Annotated in this window: 16 protein-coding genes and 1 pseudogene; 11 read left to right on the top strand and 6 right to left on the bottom strand. The window is 45.3% G+C overall.

The window, feature by feature from the left end; all coding sequences use genetic code 11:
* The first annotated feature begins 212 nt into the window (after nt 1-212).
* Complete coding sequence (locus BIZ39_RS12625; RefSeq protein ID WP_014975770.1) at nt 213-749, top strand: redoxin domain-containing protein; 537 nt, start codon at nt 213-215, stop codon at nt 747-749.
* A gap of 130 nt (nt 750-879) precedes the next feature.
* Here the strand turns inward: BIZ39_RS12625 and BIZ39_RS12620 are convergent, their stop codons facing one another.
* On the bottom strand, nt 880-1,482 hold the full coding sequence (locus BIZ39_RS12620; protein WP_187447135.1) for a YigZ family protein: 603 nt from the start codon (nt 1,480-1,482) through the stop codon (nt 880-882).
* Nucleotides 1,483-1,804: 322 nt separating this feature from the next.
* Here BIZ39_RS12620 and BIZ39_RS12615 point away from each other — a divergent pair, with 322 nt between their 5' ends.
* Nucleotides 1,805-2,128 carry a DUF3718 domain-containing protein gene (locus BIZ39_RS12615; RefSeq protein ID WP_187447134.1) on the top strand — a complete coding sequence of 108 codons (324 nt, stop codon included), beginning with the start codon at nt 1,805-1,807 and terminating at the stop codon, nt 2,126-2,128.
* Between the two features lie 125 nt (nt 2,129-2,253).
* On the opposite strand, the gene BIZ39_RS22625 is transcribed toward BIZ39_RS12615, so the two are convergent.
* Together BIZ39_RS22625 and BIZ39_RS22620 are read right to left on the bottom strand one after the other, a co-directional pair.
* A complete protein-coding gene (locus BIZ39_RS22625) occupies nt 2,254-2,661 on the bottom strand; it encodes a methyl-accepting chemotaxis protein (RefSeq protein ID WP_321825600.1) in 408 nt (135 codons plus the stop codon).
* A 123-nt stretch (nt 2,662-2,784) separates the two neighbouring features.
* Nucleotides 2,785-3,096 (bottom strand): annotated as a pseudogene (locus BIZ39_RS22620) (PAS domain-containing protein); the annotation flags it as partial.
* A 665-nt stretch (nt 3,097-3,761) separates the two neighbouring features.
* On the opposite strand from BIZ39_RS22620, the gene BIZ39_RS12605 reads away from it, so the two are divergent.
* The 5 genes from BIZ39_RS12605 to sstT all read left to right on the top strand — a co-directional run bounded on the left by BIZ39_RS12605 (nt 3,762) and on the right by sstT (nt 13,512).
* Nucleotides 3,762-5,054 (top strand): TMEM143 family protein, encoded by a 1,293-nt coding sequence (locus tag BIZ39_RS12605; protein ID WP_187447132.1) that lies wholly within the window; start codon nt 3,762-3,764, stop codon nt 5,052-5,054.
* 262 nt (nt 5,055-5,316) lie between these two features.
* On the top strand, nt 5,317-6,888 hold the full coding sequence (gene sbcD, locus BIZ39_RS12600; RefSeq protein ID WP_187447131.1) for an exonuclease subunit SbcD: 1,572 nt from the start codon (nt 5,317-5,319) through the stop codon (nt 6,886-6,888).
* A gap of 4 nt (nt 6,889-6,892) precedes the next feature.
* Nucleotides 6,893-10,630, top strand: coding sequence for an AAA family ATPase (locus tag BIZ39_RS12595; RefSeq protein WP_187447130.1), 3,738 nt, complete (start codon nt 6,893-6,895; stop codon nt 10,628-10,630).
* Nucleotides 10,631-10,755: 125 nt separating this feature from the next.
* Nucleotides 10,756-12,177 carry a S41 family peptidase gene (locus tag BIZ39_RS22530; RefSeq protein ID WP_187447129.1) on the top strand — a complete coding sequence of 474 codons (1,422 nt, stop codon included), beginning with the start codon at nt 10,756-10,758 and terminating at the stop codon, nt 12,175-12,177.
* 114 nt (nt 12,178-12,291) lie between these two features.
* Nucleotides 12,292-13,512, top strand: a complete 1,221-nt coding sequence (sstT, locus tag BIZ39_RS12585) for a serine/threonine transporter SstT (protein WP_187447128.1) — start codon at nt 12,292-12,294, stop codon at nt 13,510-13,512.
* 34 nt (nt 13,513-13,546) lie between these two features.
* Here the strand turns inward: sstT and hutG are convergent, their stop codons facing one another.
* Both hutG and hutI read right to left on the bottom strand, forming a co-directional pair.
* Nucleotides 13,547-14,515, bottom strand: a complete 969-nt coding sequence (gene hutG / locus BIZ39_RS12580) for a formimidoylglutamase (protein WP_187447127.1) — start codon at nt 14,513-14,515, stop codon at nt 13,547-13,549.
* Nucleotides 14,508-15,767: an imidazolonepropionase gene (hutI, locus tag BIZ39_RS12575; RefSeq protein ID WP_187447136.1), complete on the bottom strand. Its 1,260-nt coding sequence runs from the start codon at nt 15,765-15,767 to the stop codon at nt 14,508-14,510. Before hutI ends, hutG begins: the two co-directional genes overlap by 8 nt.
* 192 nt (nt 15,768-15,959) lie before the next feature.
* Here hutI and BIZ39_RS12570 point away from each other — a divergent pair, with 192 nt between their 5' ends.
* The 4 genes from BIZ39_RS12570 to BIZ39_RS12555 all read left to right on the top strand — a co-directional run bounded on the left by BIZ39_RS12570 (nt 15,960) and on the right by BIZ39_RS12555 (nt 20,841).
* Complete coding sequence (locus BIZ39_RS12570; RefSeq protein WP_187447126.1) at nt 15,960-16,784, top strand: UTRA domain-containing protein; 825 nt, start codon at nt 15,960-15,962, stop codon at nt 16,782-16,784.
* 105 nt (nt 16,785-16,889) lie between these two features.
* Nucleotides 16,890-18,629 (top strand): urocanate hydratase, encoded by a 1,740-nt coding sequence (gene hutU / locus BIZ39_RS12565; RefSeq protein WP_049589035.1) that lies wholly within the window; start codon nt 16,890-16,892, stop codon nt 18,627-18,629.
* A gap of 2 nt (nt 18,630-18,631) precedes the next feature.
* Nucleotides 18,632-20,215, top strand: coding sequence for a histidine ammonia-lyase (gene hutH, locus BIZ39_RS12560; protein WP_049589036.1), 1,584 nt, complete (start codon nt 18,632-18,634; stop codon nt 20,213-20,215).
* Between the two features lie 131 nt (nt 20,216-20,346).
* Nucleotides 20,347-20,841 carry a CreA family protein gene (locus BIZ39_RS12555; RefSeq protein ID WP_230962271.1) on the top strand — a complete coding sequence of 165 codons (495 nt, stop codon included), beginning with the start codon at nt 20,347-20,349 and terminating at the stop codon, nt 20,839-20,841.
* Nucleotides 20,842-20,952: 111 nt separating this feature from the next.
* On the opposite strand, the gene BIZ39_RS12550 is transcribed toward BIZ39_RS12555, so the two are convergent.
* Nucleotides 20,953-21,717 (bottom strand): MipA/OmpV family protein, encoded by a 765-nt coding sequence (locus BIZ39_RS12550; protein WP_049589038.1) that lies wholly within the window; start codon nt 21,715-21,717, stop codon nt 20,953-20,955.
* Between the last annotated feature and the right edge of the window lie 63 nt (nt 21,718-21,780).

Here is a 21,780-nt window from a genome sequence, read left to right as displayed (position 1 = left end):
AAAGCAGCTCAATTGAGCTGCTTTTTTTGTGTCTGTCGCTGGTATAGAAAACGCGAGAGGAAAGATAATAAAAATTTGAACAATTGTTCAAATAAACGATCTGAAAGTTGGGTACAACGTATAGAATTTTACTTTGATGTGTATCTGTACAAAGCAGTTTATCGCGATCTCGCTTGTACTTTGAAGGATTAAACCGACTTTAAGGAGTTTTTATGTATACGCAAAAAATGCATCCAGCAACGACATTTCCCGATGTCTCAGCAACCCTATCCACAGGGGAAACGGTGTCGCTTACCAATAAAGAAGAGGGATGTGATTGGAAAATGGTGGTCGTTTATCGCGGTAAACACTGCCCAATATGTACTAAATTCCTGAACAAATTAGAAGATTATAAAGGTCGTCTACGTGAGCTCAATATTGATTTGGTGGCTGTAAGTGGTGACAGCAAAGCACAGCTCGATGAGCATCTAGACGACCTGTCGATTACGTTCCCTATTGCTTACGGTCTCTCGCAAGAAGATATGGAAAAACTTGGGCTATACATCTCCAAGCCGCGTTCAGATAAAGAAACCGACCACAATTTTGCTGAACCTGCGCTATTTGTAGTGAATGAAAAAAACGACATTCATATTGCTGAAATAGCAAACGCGCCGTTTGTGCGCCCTGACTTAGAGCAACTTGTATCAGGCTTGGAGTTTATACGTAACCCAGATAACAACTACCCCATTCGAGGCACCTTTAAAGGATAAGGTTAACAGGCCCTAGTTATGTGTGATTAAAAGGTAAGGCTCTGGTGGTTTTCAGAGCCTTTTTTATTTACATATAGAAACCATCAAAAGCTAGCCCTAATTTTATCGCTTGCTTATTGTTTTCTAGGGCTTACTCGTTTTCAACTGACACTGAAAAAGCAATGGGGGCCATCTGCTTTTTAAAGTCTTCCAGTGCATCTAAAGGTAGCTCAACATTTATTACCACACTGCTTCCATAGTTACAGTTCGCAATTTTACCTTGAGCTTGCTCTACCAAGTGACGTACAAACTGCTCGTGTTTGAAATCGATGTCTACGCTAAGCGCTTCCAGCTTTATCTCTTGTCTTACCTCAAGAGCATCTACGGCTTGCTGTGCTGCAGCCGAGTAAGCCCTTACCAATCCCCCCGCACCCAATTTAATTCCGCCAAAATAACGCGTGACAATAATCATGATGTCGCCGATATCTTTGTGCTGGAGTACATTTAATATGGGTTTACCGGCAGTGCCGCTAGGCTCGCCGTCATCAGCCATCGCCGCGCTACTTGGCGAGTTAGGGTTGCCAAAAACATAAGCCCAGCAATGGTGTCTGGCGTCGGGATACCGTTGTTTCACACTATCTAAAAGCGCCATTGCACTTTCACGAGAATTTGCAAAGCCGGCACAAGCAATGAATTTGCTTTTCTTAATTTCGTACAGGGTTTCAACCTGTTTAGCTGGAACGGGATAAGTCATCAGCGCATTGTAAGCTAAGACAATTTTTTATTTAAGCCAAATAAGGTAAGCAGTGTGTTTTATCACTTAATAAAACGAAATTTTAGACGACGATAGGCTCAGATAGAACGCAGTGGTCAAAAATACTACTATTTGGCGAATTATCTTGAAAGGTCGTATTTCGTTTACCGTTCTAGCGAGTCCTTATTTCTGTATTTAAAGTTAAGCATCTGAATTTAAATGTTTTTATAAAGTTGGCGCAGTGATTGTAATAGTGAATATGAGTGTGGCCAAGGCGTAACGCCACAACAACGTAACTTCGTCCCAATAAGGAAATCATGCTATGAAATCACGTATTACTGCTATCGCTATTGTTGCTCTTACCTCTGTGTTCACCGGAAGTGCTTTAGCTTCTGTAGAATTTAAGCCTACCGACGATTCGGTCACCTCTAACCTTTGCGTTGCTGCCGCTACCGGGAACAGGTGGAAGCTTCATGAACAAATTAAAGAATCTGCACTAGATAAAAAGTACGTAGCACAGGACATGACGTGTAACGGACTATCTGTCGCTGCGTTTGTTGATCAATATGGCAAGAACGGGGACAGCATCAAGAAGTACCTCAATATTCAACAGAAGCAGATTGCTAGCGTGGTGCACGCAAAATAACCCCTACAATTAAACGGTGCTAGGCTTGTACGTATGCGTACGCGAAAAATCGTTTGTGTGAAAAAGCGGATTAAAAAAGGGCTGTTGATGATACAACAGCCCTTTTTACTAATTTAACATGACTGCTAGCGTAGAATACCTGATACAGTTTCAGATACATTCAATGCGCCTTTTTGAATTTCATCAATAATGCTTTGCACTTGCGCAATCTGTTGACTATTTTGGTCAACACTGTCTTTAACGCCTGCCATTTTCTTCGTGGATTTGTCAGCAAGCTTTCTGTTCTCTGCCACTACACTTTCAATCTCCACAGTCGAATCGCTGGTACGTTGCGCTAGCTGCCTCACTTCATCTGCTACTACAGCAAATCCTCTACCTTGATCGCCTGCACGTGCAGCTTCAATAGCGGCATTTAGTGCTAAAAGGTTGGTTTGCTCAGCAATGCCACTAATCGTTGTCACAATGGTTTCAATTTTTAGCGATTGCTCACTCAGTTCGTGCATAAGTTGATTGGTTTGCTCAACTTCTAACATGGCTGTATTGAAAATCTCAACGCTTCGTTGAAGTGACGAGGCACCTTCATGGGCAATTTGAGACGTCTCTTCTGCCGTTGATACTGCGAGTTCCGCCGCCTGTGCGATTGCATTCTTTTCGTTAATTGCATCGGTAATGTTAGATGCAAATTTAATAACTTTTACTACTCGGCCCGAAGCGTCAAACACGGGGTTGTACGTTGCTTCCAACCACAATGCGTTACCGTGCGCATCTACACGCTCAAACTGGCCTGAAGAGAAATTACCGCGGGCAAGGTTATCCCAAAAATTAGGATTTTCTTGATAAAACTTATCGCGACAGAACATGCGATGGTGTTTACCTTGAATGTCGGCCAAACTGTATTTCACTGTTGCAGTAAAATTCTCATTTGCCGTGATAATTGTTCCATCAGGATGAAACTCAATCACCGCCATCGACTTGTTTAGTGCGTCAGTCACTGCTTTACCGGCAAAATAGGCGTTTTCATGTTCAGTGATATCGTGGTAAATGGCATGAATTTCTGTAACGCCATGCTTATTCACCGCTACGTAGCTTGCCTTAAGCCACTTCGTTTCACCTAACGCCGATTTTCTTGCAACCGTGTCGCTAAAGCTGCCGCCATTGACCAAGTGTTGCCAAAACGATTTGTACTGTGACTCAGGTTCAACACCTTCAACGCGCATTGCCGCATGGGAAAACGACGTTGCGGTTGAATTTGGGTAATCCAAAATGGAAAGTAATACGGGAGAGGCAAATGTGCACTGTCCACCGGTACTATAAATGGCATAGGCCATTGTGTTTTTGAACGCATCCAGCGTACCAAGCAAGCCTTGGCTCTCGTCCCTAAGAGCCGAAATGTCATTATTGTATCGAGAACTTGATACGAACATAACGTCTCCGAAACTTACAAGTATAATTAAGAATTAGTGTAGTCTATGTTAACTATATTTAACATTTATGTCGTTTAGACATTAGGCGAAGCCTATGTCTAAGGCATTATCAATTAGACTTAATTTATCTATAAGTGGTTGTTTTCATTGTTACAGTACGGTAACTATTTCCATCTAACAAGAAACATACGAACTAATAAGACCACTCGATGCCATTAGAACGCTTTATCCCATTTCGCAAACATGATGTTAGTAGATTGTGTGAAAACGTAATTGTGCAAGAGAGGACTCTTTTTCGTACGCTCTCAACATTGCTCGTTAATCGCATACACTATCAATATCATGAGCAACTTGAGGATCTGAAAGATAGCTATAACGACTTTGATCCAAACAAAGACACCCGCGATCTTACACCTTCAAGTGAAGCTACGAGAAAGCAAAGCCAAAAGGCGTTTTCGAGTGCGTTTGCCAATCTATTAAACGCAGCCAATTTTGAAAAAGTCACAAACGAAGATTTAGAAGCAGCATTAAACGAAGAGTCGCTGTTTAAAGTGCGCCTTGCGGTTAGCTTCGAAGACTTTGAAGATGTGGTGTTTTATCGACGGGGTGAGTCGGTAAAAACTGAAACGCTGCGTACTTTTTTCGGGTTGCGAAAAAAGCAGGTGTCATTTACCAACTACGACAAAGTGGCTGTTTATATCACATTTAAAGATGAAGCCTACTTCAAAGAGAAAGGGCAAACGCCAGTCACCTTTAAACCTGGCTCCACCATAGTAAAGCTTTTCCAAAACGTACCTAAAGCAGACTTGGAGATGCTGTTTCCCAATAGCGAAGTCAAAATGCGTCCCCTAGATAAGTTGATCATTAGTGCATCGGCGGCAATAGGTGGCACCGTGGTGCTAGTGACTAAGTTAGGCGCGTCGTTACTTCTCATGGCATCTTTTCTGGCCTTTTGGCTTGGCTTTAAAGACGATGAAGTGGAATTGACTAAGCAAAGCCTAATCACTTTTGGTATTGGCATGGGTGTATTCGGCAGCTTTATCTTTAAGGAATGGACAAAGTTTAAAAACAGAAAAATCAGGTTTATGAAAGCCTTGTCTGACAATCTCTATTTTAAAAATTTAGACAATAACGCAGGCGTGTTTCATACATTAATTGATGCTGCAGAGGAAGAAGACTGCAAGGAAGCATTGTTGGCCTACACATTTTTGCTGAAGTGTAGTGAAGCCTTTTCTGAAAACTCCGCCGCATTTAGCGCATCACGTTCAGAAAAAGAGATTGCCGCGGGCGGCATGACATTAGCATCTCTTGATAGTGTGATAGAAAGTTACTTTTCAGAAGAGCTTGATTGTGCGCTCGATTTCGACGTTACTGACGCTATTAATAAGCTGGTGGACATGGAACTAGTCGAACAAGACGGCGATGTTTTTGTAGCGCGGCCGCTTAACGATGCTGTGAAGATACTTGATGACTACTGGGATAATATTTATCAGCCTGTTTAATGTGCGCTTACGTCGCCCTTATTTAGAGCAAGTTAGCATATTCCACAATGCGCGCTTTATGACATCAGTTTTCTCGATGAGCAGTACGCAGAAATAACTATTTCAAACGAACAATTACGCTATCAATCCATTGTCATAAAACCACAAAATCTCTATAGTTGCTGTACGGTGCGTTGACCAACCTCGACACTCCATAGCAGCAGCGCCATTGCGCCGAATGCGTTTCTCTATCTCCAATGCAACAAGCCTGGTTCACTTCTACATGAAAATATTGCATACATCTGACTGGCACCTAGGTCAGAGTTTTTTTACGAAAAGTCGCAAAAACGAACACGCCGCTTTCCTTAAATGGCTTCTTCAACAAGTAGAAGTGCATCAAATAGATGCGATTATTGTCGCGGGTGATGTGTTTGACACGGGCACGCCGCCTAGCTACGCCAGAGAGCTCTACCATGCGTTTATCGGTGAACTTCAGGGGATGCAGTGTACATTGGTGGTGCTGGGGGGAAATCACGATTCAGTATCGGTATTGAACGAAAGTAAGGCGCTACTTAAATACTTAAATAGCCACGTAATTGCCAGTACATACGGCGAATTGAGTGAACAAGTCATTACGCTTAACGATCGCAAGGGGCAGCCCAGTGCCGTACTGTGTGCCGTACCCTTTATTCGCCCACGCGATGTGCTTGTTAGTGAGGCAGGGCAAAGCGGCACTGACAAGCGTCAAGCGCTTGGCGATGCGATAAAGCAGCATTATGGGACGCTTTATAATGAAGCCTTGTCACTGCGCGCTTCAATGGAAGAAAAGCGAATAAAAGACGGCAGTGAAAACAGCGCTGCCATTCCTATTATTGCTACAGGGCACTTAACCGCTTTAGGCGTGAGTCAGTCAGAAAGTGTACGTGATATTTACATTGGTACCCTTGAAGGCTTTGACGCCAAAGGGTTTCCGCCTGCCGATTACATTGCACTTGGGCATATTCACAGGCCACAGAAAGTCGCTAAGACAGAACACATTCGCTATTCAGGCTCACCCATACCGCTAAGTTTTGATGAACTAAACACACAAAAGCAAGTAGTGTTGATAACGTTTGAATCTGAAAGCACAACGCCTACTATCTCAACGCTTCCGGTACCGCGCTTTCAGGCCATGGAAGTAATAAAAGGCGACTTAAAAGCGATTGAGGCGGCCATTAATAAGAGCGATGCCATCACGTTAGCTTCTCAAACAGATGATGCCGTTAGCGAAGTGGATAAAGCCCTTAGCGAGGTTAATAACCCCCTTAGCGAGGTTAATAACCCCCTTAGCGAGGTTAATAAACCCCTTAGCGAGTTTAATAAAGCCATTAGCGCAACGGATAACGCCATTAGCTCTAAAGACCCTGTGTGGTTATGCATTGAAGTTGAAACAGAAGACTATCTGACTGATCTACAGCAGCGTATTCAGGGCTTGTTAGAAGGGAAAAACGCTGAGATTTTACAGTTGAAACGCAAGCGTAAGCGCACAGTAAATAGCTTAACGGAAAAGCAAAACGTTCAGCTTAGTGAACTATCGGTAAACGATGTATTTGAAGCGCGTTTGGCATTGGAGAGCATAAAAGATAATCCAACAAGTGAGTCGGCACCAACTGAGTCGGCACAAGGACCCCTGCTAGATGACGACCAAAGCCCTCGAGCAATGAAACAAGCCGGTTCAGAAAAAAGCGCTTCACGCATAAACCGGATAAGGCAGCTGTTTAATGAAGCGCTAGAGCGGGTGCATACCAATGATGAAGATGCTGAAGTATCAGTAAAGGCACCATTGGCAAACACAACAGAAAATAAAGGCGAGTAATACAATGAGAATACTGACCTTACGCCTTAAAAATCTAAACGCCTTAAAAGGGGAGTGGAAGATAGATTTCACCCAATCGCCGTTTATCGACAATGGCCTATTTGCCATAACTGGCCCAACAGGGGCAGGTAAAACCACGCTACTTGATGCCATTTGTTTAGCGCTTTATCACCAAACCCCTCGCTTGGGGCCAATTTCAACGTCTAACAATGACATCATGACCCGCGGCACGGCGGAGTGTTTGGCGGAGGTTGAGTTTGATATTAAGGGGAAAGCATATCGTGCGTTTTGGAGTATGCGTCGGGCCAGAGGGAAAGTTGACGGTAACCTGCAAAGTGCTGATGTTGAGCTGGCCGAAGTTGAAAGCGGCAAGGTACTGGCTACCCAAGTTAGGCCGAAAAGCGAAGAGATTGAAAAGCTGGCTGGCCTTAATTTTGCCCGTTTCACCAAGTCTATGATGTTGTCGCAAGGGGATTTTGCTGCGTTTTTAAATGCTAACGAGGCCGACCGAGCCGAACTGCTTGAAGAGTTAACTGGCACCGAAATTTACGGACAGATATCACAGGCAGTACATCAGCAATTTAGTGACGCTAAACAAAAGAAAAAAGAGTTTGCGATAAAGCTAGAAGGCGTAACCTTACTTAGCGACGAACAAATCACCCAGCTTGAAGAAGAGCAAGCACAAACCAAGAGCCAAGTTTCAGCGTTTAACCAAACACTTGCTGAACTGCAAAAGCAACAGCAGTGGCAACAAGCGTTTAACGCCAATGAGCTCTCCATTAAAGAAGCCAGCGCAGCGCAGCAGACCGCGGATAACGCCATTGATGAGGCAAAACAAGAGCTTGACCTTCTAACCCAAAGTGAGCCAGCTGAAAAGCTTCGCCTGCCATTCTTGCAAAGAAATGGGCTTCAGCAAGACGTAACCCGTTATAAAGAAAGGCTCGATGAGAAGGCGGCTCAGCTTCCCGATTTAAAGACGCAAAAGGCACAACGTAGTTCAGAAGTCACCCATGCCGAACAAGCGTTAGTTCTTACAAAGCAACAAAGCCGTGAGCTTGAAAAGCGCATAAATGAGCAGGTAGTTCCGCTAGATAACCAAATAGCGCAGCTCACTACTGAACAGCAAAAAGCTAACGAAAACGCAGCACGTTTAAGGCAGTCAATAAACGCGTTAACGCTAAAGCGCACAGAAATCGAAAACGCTTCGGCAGATAACAAGACCAAGCTTGGTGAACTGGAAACCTACTTACGTGAACATCACTCACTTAGCGGCATAGCGGAATTTATAAGTGGTTGGAGTGAAACGGCGCGCCATATTGAACATGATAAAAAGCAGTTAGAAACACTGACACAAAGCGTAAATAATCATCGTCAGGCGCTTTCATCCCTAGATGACGCTATCGCAAAAACAAATGAGTCGTTAAGCGCGTTAACGCAGACCCTCGATGACAAAAACGCGCAAGTAGCCAAGTGTGAAAAGGCACTTCAGGCCGCGCTATCTGACAAACCAAGTGATACTAATAGTGCTAATGCAACCAGTAAAGCAAGTCTTCAGCAAGAGCGTGATACCAAGCTTCATCATTGGGATAACGTATTACAGATAGGGCATATTCAACAGCAATATTTGGCACTAGAACAAGAGAAAGTATCGCTGGGTGCGCAAAAGGAAGACTTAGCGAAGAAACTAGCTCAGCAGCAATCTGACCGCCAAGCCTTGGTTGATGCTTACAAGCAAACTCGTAGTAATTTAAAAGACATAGAGGCGCTTATCGCCTTGGATGCTGAAGTGGCGCACCTTCGCGCACAGTTAAAAAGTGGCGAGCCATGCCCTGTCTGTGGGGCAAACGAGCACACCACGTCTACCGTGGTTATTGATGTACCTGAAACTATCCAAAAGCGAGATAGCTTAAAGCAGCAGTTAGATGATATTGAGCAGCAAGGGGCGCGGGCAAAAGAAAGTGTTACACAAACTGAATTCACTCTTGCTCAGGTTAATAAGCAGCTAGAACAGGCAAGCGGGCAACGAGATACGCTGCTAGAAAAGTGGCAGCAGATTTCAAGCGTACTTAGCGCTGATATACCGAGCTTTGAAAAGGTCGACATTAATACATCGCAAAGCGTCTCTCAATTTACCCAGCAGTTTAAAACTCGTCTCGATGATATTAGTGCTCAATTAACCCGTTTAGAAGAGTGCGAGCAAGCTCTAAATGCTGCACTGCAGGCTAAAAATGAAGCGCAACAGGCATTACAAGGCAAGCAGTCAGAACTTGCAGTTTCTCTGCAGCAGCGCGAAACCTTGGAAAAGCAATTTAACGAACGTAATACAGAGTTAGAGAGTAAAACAAAAAGGGTTAACGATGGTATTTTAGCGCTCAGCGAAACTATGACGGCGCACGGTGCTGATATTCACAACTTGGCTATTGATGGAATTGCCACGTGGTTAAATGAAAAAGCCGAAGCGCTAAAAGCTTATAAACACAATCATCAGCTACACGCCAAACTTAAAGATGAGTTGCAAGGGGTAAGTAGCACCTTGCTTGTGGTTAATCGTGATATCGAGAGCGCCGAGAATCAGCTTAAGGGCGTATGCGAAGAGCTTGTGCAGCTAGATAATAGCCTAAAGGCGCTGCGAGACTCGCGCTCAACCGTATTCCCTGAAGGCAATATTGCTGAAACCAGAAATAAGGCAAGCGCTGCCCAAGAACACGCTGAGCGAAATGTAAATGAATGCAAATCTCGCCTGCAACAAACGGACACTATTTTGTCTCGTTTAGAAGCAGAAATTGCCCAGCTTAATGAGCAAATGCGCGAAAAAGAGCAGGCACTTTCAGAGGCAACAGAGCACTTTAGCCGTCAGTTGGCGAGCAGCCCATTTGCCGATGAGCACGCGTTTAGCAATGCCCTTTTAGACGAAGATACCCGCAACACCTTGCTTGAACTGCAAAAGCGATTAACTCAGCAAAAACAACAAGCGGACTTAAAGCTAGAAAACGCGATAGCTACCGAACAATCGCTAAAAGCCCATGCTAACGCAGCACAGTGGCAGAGCGAGTTAGAAGAGCACGGTGCACAGTGGCTCGATTCGAAAATTACTCAGCAAGCTCAGCAGCGTGACACCCTGTTATCGTCTTTAGGGCAAATTGAACAGCAGCTAAGCGCTAACAATCAAGCCCGCGAAAGGCAGCAACAGCTTGTGGATGAGATGGCTGCGTTTGAGGCCTATTACGACGATATTACTTACCTACACTCGTTAATTGGCTCGGCCAGCGGCGACAAATTCAGACGTTTTGCACAAGGGCTTACTCTGGACAACTTAGTGCAGCTTGCAAATCAGCAGCTTGATAAATTACACGGTCGCTATCAGTTAATTCGAAAAGAAAACGAAGGGTTGGGTTTAAGTGTATTAGACACCTGGCAAGGTGACGTAGTGCGAGATACCAAAACCCTGTCTGGTGGAGAAAGTTTCTTAGTGAGCCTAGCGCTGGCTTTAGCTTTATCTGACTTGGTCAGTCACAAGACCAGTATCGATTCACTGTTTTTGGATGAAGGCTTTGGCACCCTTGATGCTGAAACTTTGGATGTGGCCCTTGATGCACTAGACAACCTAAATGCCAGCGGAAAAATGATTGGTGTGATAAGCCATATTGAAGCCATGAAAGAGCGTATTCCTACCCAGCTTAAAGTGATTAAACGCAACGGTGTAGGCTTAAGCGCACTAGAAAAACCTTATGCGGTGGGGTGAACTCACCGCTTTAGGAATTAGTAGTTAAAACGTTTGCTTACAAGTATGTGCTTGGTAAATGCTCGCAAGATCATGGTTTTATGATACTTTATCGGTATTAAAAGTAGATATGGACATCATATTTAGTGAAACGATTTGCGATATTCCCTCTTTTTGCCTCTTTCTGTTCGTTTGGTAGTACCTTTCAGTGTGAAAGTGAGTTTGCATGGCTAAAAAGCACGTTTGAAAACAACGATGCCGGTTTTCAATATACCGTAGAGAATAAAGGGCTGGACCTTTATTCCGCCCACAATAGTGCGATTTTGGCGCGAGTACAAAGCGCCAAAAGCGAAGCGCAATGCCACACAGTGCTTAGCGACTGGCTTACATTTTTTCGCAAGGGGCACATTGGTCTTGCGCTAAATACGAATGGCTCAGAGAAAGCGGTACGCGAATCGGTAGTGCATGATTTCGACTTATCGGCATTTAAACAACATTTGAAAAGCCAACGTGACGAAACTCTTGAGGGGATTTGGCAATTCTCAAGCTATACGGTTGCCTTAAAAAAAGAGGGCAATGTCCATAAAGCTTATATCGTTAAAAGTACCAACCCTTCATGGAAGGCGGGACAAGTAAAGTTCATCGTTAACGACCCTGCTGACAACAATACCGCAGAAGTGACGTTTTTTATGGGCGATCACTCCGCCCGACAAATCGATACCATTACACTCTTGGGTAACAACGAAGTGGTGTTGGGCAATAGCTTTATCGTTATGTCACGTGAGGAACCGCGACAAGAATCATCCCCTGAAATAACACGCTATGTGCGCCTGCTTAGTACAAAAGCTCCGCTATTCGAAAAAATTTCAGAGAACACGGTATTAGTTCGCATACCGGCTTTCGATCACGCCTTCAAAAAAGACATCGATGCGGTTATCGCTGAGCACCTAGACACAATTTTAAAAACTGAACACCTCATTATCGACATCCGAGGAAACGGTGGTGGTAGTGACGTAAGCTATGCGTCTTTACTCCCTATTTTATACACCAACCCTATTCGCACTGTAGGCATGGAATATTTATCTACTGAGCTTAACAACTCTAGAATGCTTGGCTTTTTGCAAAACCCTCATTTTAGTGAAGAAGAAAAGCAATGGGCAAAAGACGGGTACGACATTCTTAATCAACACATCGGCAGCTACATCAATATTGATGAAGACGTAACGGTAGAGACATTCGATAAAATTGAACCCTTGCCGAAGAGTATTGGCGTACTTGTTGATTCAAGTAATGGCAGCACCGCTGAGCAGTTCTTACTGGCGGCTAAACAAAGCAAAAAAGTAAAGTTGTTTGGGCAAACTACCGCAGGTGTACTCGATATTTCTAACATGTATCAAACTGATTCGCCGAGCGGTACTTTTACTTTGTATTACAGCCTGACTAAAAGTTTACGCATTCCGCATATGGCCATTGATGGGGTAGGCATTCAGCCAGACTATTATATTGATGGAGAACTTCCTCTTTACCAGTGGACGTCTTATACGCAAAAGATACTTGAAGGCATGTAAACCCTTATAAACGGCAAGCATACGGTTATTTGCGAGTAACTAAGACCAAACAGGTTCATTTGTGTAACGTTATCCTTTATGGTGCGTCGTCAAAATAATAATGGACCAACATTTATGGATTCAACGGCACGCCCCAGCTTGTTTCAGCGCTACATGAATGGCAGTTTGGTACTGCAAATTATCATTGGTATCGTATGCGGTATTGCGATAGCGAGTTTTTCACCTTCAGCTGCTCAATCAGCAGGGCTATTGGGTAACTTATTTGTAAAAGCCTTAAAAGCAATAGCTCCTTTATTGGTTTTTGTTTTGGTCATGGCATCCATTGCCAACCATAAGCAAAACGAGCAAACCTTTATCAAACCCGTGCTTGTGCTTTATTTGTTGGGCACACTACTGGCCGCGCTCACCGCCGTGTTGGCAAGCTTTGCTTTTCCTACAAGCTTAAGCTTAGTGACTTCAGAAGTTAGCCAAGCTGCGCCGAAAGGTGTATCGGAAGTCCTTACTACTTTGCTTTATAACATGGTAGATAATCCGGTAAATGCATTAGTAAATGGAAATTACATTGGTATTCTCACGTGGGCTGTAGGTCTAGGTTTAGGTCTTCGTCATGCTAGCGAGGCAACGAAAGCGCTACTTCAAAATATGGCAGATAGCGTAACAACTGTGGTGGGTTTTGTTATTAAACTCGCGCCCTTCGGTATTTTCGGCTTGGTAGCTAATACCATTGCTACAACGGGCTTTGAAGCATTGCTTGGCTACTCTCATTTACTAACGGTATTGATTGGCGCGATGCTATTTATCGCACTTGTGACCAACCCCTTGTTAGTATTTCTGGCAACCAAAAAGAATCCCTATCCTTTGGTGTTCAAATGCCTGAAAGAAAGCGGTATTACGGCGTTTTTCACCCGTAGTTCGGCGGCGAATATTCCGGTAAACATGGCGCTGTGTAAACGCTTAAAGCTTGATGAAGACACCTATTCGGTATCTATTCCGTTAGGCGCCACGATTAATATGGCTGGGGCTGCAATCACAATAACCGTGTTGACGCTAGCTGCGGTTAATACCTTGGGAATTTCTGTAGATTTCCCTACTGCTGTATTGTTAAGCGTTATCGCTGCGGTATCAGCATGTGGAAGTTCAGGTGTTGCAGGTGGTTCGCTACTGCTTATTCCGCTTGCCTGTAGCCTGTTCAATATACCCAATGAAGTGGCTATGCAGGTGGTTGCGGTGGGCTTTATTGTTGGCGTACTGCAAGACTCTGCTGAAACAGCATTAAATAGTTCCACTGATGTCTTGTTTACCGCCGCTGCATGTGAAAGGGCAGGCGGCCAGTAAACATAAAAGCGTCAAACGTTAAAGCGTTAACTCGTTAAATGTGCGAGTTTATTGCATCTACTGCTTCAAAAATTAGCCGTGCAGCCAGCTTTGCTGTGCGGCTATCAATATCATAATTGGGGTTCATTTCCACAACGTCACACAGTCTCCATTGATACCCATAAGTACTTTGGTGCTGTGCTAAAAAGTGTAGCGTGTTGATAACAAGTGTGGGGGATATTCCCAATGCACTGGGCGCGCTAACGCCAGGTGCTTGTGCTGCTGGAAATGCATCTAAACATACAGTGACGTAAAGCTCATCGATGTCTTTTAGCATCGGAGATAGTAGCTCATCTATTCGCTGCATACACAGTGATTCATCATTTAACGCCACATCGGTTAAATAGCGCGTGTTGGACGTATTGGCAAAGTTAAACAGCGCTGGTGTATTGGCTGCTTTCGATACGCCCAAACAAGCGTAATGAAACGGTGTGTCGTGTAGCTGGCAGTGATCATACACTTGCCTGAACGGCGTACCTGAACTGGTGTTTGGTGAAGGCTTTCTTAAATCAAAATGGGCGTCGAAATTAATAATTCCAATGCGGGCGCTTTCGGGCTTAGCATTGAAAACCCCTTGATAGCTACCCCATGCAATTTCATGTCCCCCTCCCAGCCCAATGACCAATCCATCATTTTGCTTGAGCGCATAACAAATGGCGTCGGCATATTGGGTTTGTGCCTGGGCTAAGTTCTCTTTAGCGGTAACATTCCCTAAATCAGCCAATGCTGCGCTTGGCCAGTGCCAGGGTAAGTTTGCCAGTGCCTGGCGAATAGCGTTTGGACCAGCCGCTGCACCTACGCGGCCTTTGTTAAATGCCACACCTAAATCACTTTCAAAACCAACAAGGGTAACGGCGTTGGCTAATGAATTATCTTCGCCCACTTCAAGTTCGTTAACTTTTTGATGCCAACGTAGGCCCTCAATGCCGTCTTCACTGTCTATTCTGCCTTGCCACTTAAACATGTTTACCTTCCTTAAACACCGCAACGGGGCGGTGCCCATTAATACAATAGGCGAGCTCTGCCGGCGTTTCGATATCCCACAGCGTTAAGTCAGCAAGCTTGCCTGCTTCAATAACACCTCGGTCGTGCAGCCCGAGTGCGCTAGCCGCGTGAGCAGTAGCACCGCGTAGCGCTTCTTCTGGCGTAAGTTGAAACAGCACACACCCCATATTTATCGCGGTAAGGATTGAGGCTAACGGCGAACTACCTGGATTAAAGTCAGTGGCTAAGGCCATGGGCACATTGTGCGCCCTTAGAGCGTCTACCGGCGGCTTTTGAACTTCACTTAGGTAATAAAAAGCGCCTGGTAAAAGTACGGCAACGGTGCCACTTTGGGCAAGTAAGGGAATATCGCTGTCAGCTAAATATTCGATGTGGTCTACCGAAAGTGCGCCGTATTTAGCCGCTAAAACAGCACCTTTACTGTCGCTAAGCTGCTCTACATGAGCTTTAATGGGTAAATCGTGCTGCTGTGCGCAGCTAAAAACACGTTCTGTTTGAGAAGTTGAAAAACCGATAGTTTCACAAAATACATCAACGGCGTCAGCCAAGTTTTGCGAAGCAATATGAGGAAGTGCCTTGTTGCAAATGAAATCGATATATCCTTCTGAGTCGTCAGCAAATTCATTGGGCAGGGCGTGAGCGCCTAAATAGGTAGTTTTAATACTCACAGGAAGATGCTGCTCAAGGGATTTAGCCACGCGTAACATGCGCACTTCAGTGTCTAAATCCAGCCCGTAACCTGATTTGACTTCAATGGTGGTAACACCTTCTTCGCACAGTCGCTTTGCGCGTTTTATCGCAGTGTGAAGCAGGGTGTTTTCGTCAGAGCGTCGAGTTTTTTCAACCGTCCCTTTAATACCACCGCCGCGCTGCGCAATGTCTACATAACTTGCGCCTTGCAATCGCATTTCGAATTCTTCGGCGCGATTGCCGCCATACACCAGATGCGTATGACAATCGATGAAGCCAGGCAATAGCCACGGGTGTTTGGGCGTTGAACCTTCATTTTGGGGAATTAGGGTAGTGGCATCTATTACGCTTTTGGCCTGCTCAAACACGTTGTCTAATGAGTCATCGCAAGGAAGTAACGCAGCAATTTTGCCGTCTTTTATGGCAATGGCGTGTGGCGGTAATTCGCCATAGGGCAACTTGTTGTCTTGCATAGACGCAATGCGAACATTGTAAATAAGCGTGTCGTACTGATAACCCATATCGTGCTCCACTCTAAGCCACCTCTTGTCTGGTTTTTTCGTCTAACTGGTTGTCTTGTTCTTTGTCTGGCTTTGACCAGAATCTTTACTGAAACGCAGTGTAAATTTTGAGTTCAGTGTACTTGTGCATACTTGTATATACAAGTATGCTGTTAGCATATTATTAACAATTTAATTGTGAATGGCCACGATATGCAACCTCGGTACAGAGTAATTAAGACAGCAATTTTGGATGCCATCGAAAGTGGTGAGATGAAGCCGGGTAGCCAAGTGCCTTCAGAAAACCAACTTGCCCAGCAGCACGGTGTAAGCCGAATGACTGCGCGAAGAGCGTTAAGTGAAATGGTGGACGAGGGCATTTTGATGCGCAGCCAGGGGATAGGCACGTTTGTGTCAGATAGTCGCCCTATGAGCTCAATGCTTGAGATCAAAAGTATTCGCGATGAAATAGAGCAACGGGGGCATAGATACACTAACGAGATATTAGTGTTGGAAACCTCGCCAGCCAGTGATGCTATTGCTCAACGACTGGGAATCGATGTGGGAGAGCCAGTATTTCATAGCATTATCGTACACTGCGAGAACAACCTACCCGTGCAGTATGAAGACAGGTGGGTTAACCCTGCATGGATTAACGACTATTTAGATAAAGATTTTAAAGCTCAAACTGCAAACTTTTATTTGAATCAGGTCGCGCCCCTTTCACAAGCCGATCACAGCGTAGAAGCTGTGGTTGTTGAAAAAGATATTGCACAAGCACTATTGATTAAGCCTAAAGAGCCGTGTCTGAAGATTACTCGACGAACCTTCTCTCGAGTGCCCAGCGCAATAACCAGCGATGAGAGCAATATTGGCGAGCCCTCGACGGCGAATGCCCAGTTAGGGAACGGCTTAAAGGCTACGTCAGATACATCCGTGAATAATAGTCCAAAAGCGAGTTCAAGCGCAGTGGTTAGCCACGCGGTGCTGTATCACCCAGGCAGTCGATACCGCTTGGGAGGACACTTGGAGTTCTAAGTGTCATTGCGCCAAAGGCGCTAGCAACTCATTACTTTCTAAAAAGATGACACTTCCTAATAAAAAACAAATCAGCAAACGTAAGAATATGCCTAGGAGAAGTTTATGAAACGCCTCGACCCTACAAGAGAAATACGTGCCCCAAGAGGCAGTACGCTAAATGCGAAGAGCTGGCAAACTGAAGCGCCGCTTCGCATGTTAATGAATAACCTGGATCCAGACGTTGCGGAGCATCCGCAAAATCTGGTGGTTTACGGCGGTATTGGGCGTGCGGCCCGTGACTGGGCGTCTTACGACAAAATTGTAGAAGTACTCAAGCGTTTAAATACTGATGAGACGTTGCTGGTTCAATCAGGCAAACCTGTTGGGGTATTTCCCACTCACGAAAATGCACCTCGTGTGTTAATTGCTAACTCTAACCTTGTACCGCATTGGGCAAACTGGGAGCACTTTAACGCTCTGGATAAAGAAGGTTTGATGATGTACGGGCAAATGACCGCAGGGTCATGGATATACATAGGCTCGCAAGGCATTGTCCAGGGTACTTATGAAACGTTTGTTAGTGTGGCCAAAACGCATTTTGAAGGAAGCGCTGAAGGACGCTGGATTTTGACTGGTGGCTTGGGCGGTATGGGCGGAGCACAGCCTTTAGCTGCAACCATGGCTGGCTTTTCAATGGTAGCTGTGGAGGTAGATGAAACTCGCATAGATTTCAGAATTCGCACGGGCTATTTGGACAAAAAAGCGCAATCGTTAGAAGAAGCCATGCAACTACTTGAGGAAGCCAAAAAAGCTGGGAAGCCTGTATCAATTGGCCTATTAGGCAATGCTGCTGAAGTCTTTCCCGATATGCTAGCGAAAGGGATTATTCCCGACGTTGTGACCGACCAAACCAGTGCGCACGATCCGTTGAATGGCTATCTACCAGTGGGGTGGACGCTAGATCAAGCAGAGGCGCAGCGTAAAAAAGACGAAGCGGGTGTTGTGAAAAGTGCTAAACAGTCGATGGCGCTGCAAGTTAAAGCAATGCTTGGTTTCCAACAAGCTGGCGCTGCTACTCTTGATTATGGCAACAACATTAGACAAATGGCGCTAGAAGAGGGTATTGAGCATGCGTTCGATTTCCCAGGTTTCGTTCCTGCCTATATACGACCGCTTTTTTGTCAGGGCATAGGGCCTTTCAGATGGGCTGCGCTGTCAGGCGATCCGGAAGATATCTATAAAACGGACGCTAAAGTTAAAGAGCTTATACCCGACAACCCCCATCTACATAACTGGCTAGATATGGCCAAAGAACGCATTCAATTCCAAGGCCTGCCCGCGCGTATTTGCTGGGTGGGGCTGGGTGAAAGACAAAAGCTGGGGCTTGCCTTTAATGAAATGGTTCGCAGTGGCGAGCTAAGCGCGCCAGTTGTGATTGGGCGGGATCATCTCGACTCTGGTTCGGTAGCTTCACCCAATAGAGAAACAGAGGCCATGCTCGATGGTTCAGATGCCGTTTCGGACTGGCCGCTGCTGAACGCCCTATTAAATACAGCGGGTGGTGCAACCTGGGTAAGCCTTCATCATGGTGGCGGTGTAGGAATGGGTTTTAGCCAACACTCGGGTGTAGTGATTGTTTGTGACGGTACGGACGAAGCGGCTGAGCGTATTGCTCGGGTTCTTCATAACGACCCTGCCACGGGCGTAATGCGTCATGCAGATGCAGGCTACGACATTGCAAAAGACTGTGCTGCCAAGCACAGCTTGGATCTTCCCATGGTCAATAGCGTGGCTAATAACCAAATCCCCGATAGAACAGGCACTCATTCAAGCTCGAACAAAAGCTTTGGCGGGGAGAAATAGTCATGTCGCATTCGTCTTTTTTTACTGAAAACGGTGGTGTTAAGCAACTTAATCTTGTGCCAGGTACATTGACGTTAGATCAGTTACGGGAAGTACATCGAAGCCACGTTCATTTATCGTTAGATGAAAGTGCTATACCCGCTATAAATGCCGCTGAGCGTGTGGTGCTTAACGTTATTAAAGAGAACCGTACGGTCTATGGTATCAATACTGGCTTTGGTTTGTTGGCTAATACCCGTATTAATGTTGATGAGTTAGAGCTATTACAGCGCAGTATTGTGTTATCGCACGCGGCCGGTACGGGCGACTTTATGCAAGAAGATACTGTGCGCCTGCTCATGCTGTTAAAAATTAACTCCTTGGCCCGTGGCTACTCTGGCATTCGCCTCAGCGTAATAGAAGCGCTCATTACCTTGTTTAATGCACAGGTTTATCCCGCCATTCCTGAAAAAGGCTCGGTAGGCGCCAGCGGCGACTTAGCGCCTTTAGCACACATGAGTGTGGTGCTGTTAGGGGAAGGGGAAGCGTTTTATAAAGGAGAGAGAATTAGTGCAGCCCAAGCCCTTGAAATTGCGGGTATGCAGCCAATTGCGCTGGCACCCAAAGAAGGCTTAGCACTGTTAAACGGCACGCAAGCCTCGACAGCGTTTGCACTTCAGGGGTTGTTTTATACTGAAAATGCGCTTCATAGTGCTATTGGTATTGGTGCGCTTACTGTTGAGGCCGCGTTAGGTTCCCGCGTGCCGTTCGACGCGCGGATCCACGAAGTGCGTGGCCACAAAAGCCAGAGCGATGTGGCCACTGCGTTTAGAACATTGCTAGACACCTCAGAGATTGGTCATTCACATCAACGATGTGAAAAAGTACAAGACCCGTACTCTCTGCGTTGCCAGCCACAGGTGATGGGAGCGTGTTTACAGCAAATGCGCTATGCCCAAGAGATTTTGGTGGTGGAAGCTAATGGGGTAAGCGACAACCCGTTGGTTTTTGTTGAAAATAATGATGACGATGATACGTCAACTGGCGATATTCTATCTGGCGGAAACTTTCATGCGGAAACCGTGGCGATGGCGGCAGATATGCTGGCTATTGCACTATCTGAAATTGGCGCACTGTCGGAGCGCAGAATGTCGTTAATGATTGATACGCATTTAAGTGGTTTGCCACCGTTTCTAGTTGAAAATGGTGGGGTAAACTCGGGCTTCATGATTGCGCAGGTTACCTGTGCGGCGCTTGCTAGTGAAAACAAAACCCTGGCGCACCCCGCATCTATCGATTCGTTGCCTACGTCTGCGAACCAAGAAGACCACGTGTCTATGGCTACCTTCGCCGCGAGGCGTTTACGAGATATTTTCGATAACGTGGCAGGTATATTGGCCATTGAGTGGTTAGCGGCCTGCCAAGGGTTAGATTTCAGGAAGCCGTTTAAAACCAGCGAAAAGCTCCAAGTGTTGATGCAGCTACTAAGAGACCAAGTGCCGTTTTACGACAAAGACCGTTATTTTGCGCCAGACATTGAAAAGGCAAAGCAACTTATTAAGCAGCACGACCTTATGGATAAGACACAGTTAAACCTGTTAGGCTAAAATGATCACAGGCTCGGTATTTCGAGTAAACAAATAAAGATCATCAATAGAGTAGAGGTGGGAATGATATGAAAACAAATGGACGTTGGTTAAGTTCATACGAGGCTCGTACTTCTATGAATCATACTTCTATGAAAGGCAGATTTAAGAGCGGCTCTTTTGCGAAAAGCACTGTGTTGGGTTTACTCGCCGCGTCGGTGTTTACGTTGGCAGGCTGTAGCGACAGCGAAGTGGGCGATGTGTCTCTTGGTCTTTTTACCACAAAAGACATTAAAATTGATGCGCTTCAAGACCCCATCGTGACAGGTGTAACCTGCCATATTTCAAGTATTGAAGCGAACCTTGATTTGTCGGACCCATCAGACAGTTCAATCGCGTGCAGACAAACCGGCCCTATTACGGCTGAGATGTTAAACGCCATTGATAAGTCAGATTCAGGTGAAGTAATTTTTAAAAAATCTAAGAGCGTGTTTTTCAAAAACATGAAGCTTCGAAGAATTTACGATGCCGACTCAAAAACGCTGATTTATTTGTCTTACAGCACCAAAGAGACATCTGGCAGCTATAAACATAGTTTGTCTACGGTACCACTGTGGGAAACGCTAGCGTTTAAAAAGCCCGCGTAGCGAAACGCATCAACTCAATATTAAAAAGCCCTCTTACATGAGGGCTTTTTGATGCTAGCACCTTGTATTTAATCTATCCACGCGGTTGTAGAGTAGGCTATTAGCAATAGTCTAGAAAAAGCGTGTATAAACCAGCATGGCGTTAAGCGCGGTATCATCGTCTGTCAGCGGGCTATCGCTGATGCTATCGTCAAAGAAGGTGGCGCCAACTTCTAAACGGGTCATGCCGCCCAGAAACTGTCGGGTCGAGATGGCAACGCGTACTTCCGTATTGAGCGCGCTATCGCCGTTATATGCACTTCGAAATGCTGTGGCTTCTTCAGGGCGTACGCCGTAGTAATAGTCGACGTAATTGCTGTCTTGGTAGTTTACGCCTATAGACGGCTCGATCATGACGTTATTTATTCTAAACCTTTTCCCGATACGGGCGGACGCTTGGTAGCCATCAAACTTACCAAGAATATCGGCATTGGTTGACAATGAATAAACCCAGCTACCCGTGTTGTAGTTAAGCCCAACTCCGGCCGCGTAGCTAAAATCTCTGTCGTCCATACCTGTAAATACGGCACTGTCATCTTCTTCATAACCTGCAAATATCGGGACAAGCTGAGCGTCAAGAGTAAAGCCACTTTCGCGAAAAAGTTCATAGCCAATAAATGGTCCGTAAACGCGTAACTTTTCACCGGTGTAGCCGATAATAGGAATAGGAACAACGCGATTATCAAAGTCGGTATATACATCTTGCGATGCTGCGACGCCAAAACCCCACATCCAACCCTGAGGCTGTTGAGCGCCAGCTTGTTGTGCAAAAGCAGGAGTAGAACTAACACCTATACAAGCTAGAGTTATTGCGCCAATAACGGTTTTTAAATTCATAGGTAAATTTCCTTTTTAATCAAGATACTGCTCTGCTGTGTTCTTCGATCATATTCGCTTGTG

The sequence above is a fragment of the Alteromonas sp. BZK5 genome, from assembly GCF_014349115.1.
GTDB lineage: Bacteria > Pseudomonadota > Gammaproteobacteria > Enterobacterales > Alteromonadaceae > Alteromonas > Alteromonas macleodii.
The sequence above is the reverse complement of the archived record's forward strand: the minus strand, read 5'-3'. Positions and strand labels throughout refer to the sequence as shown.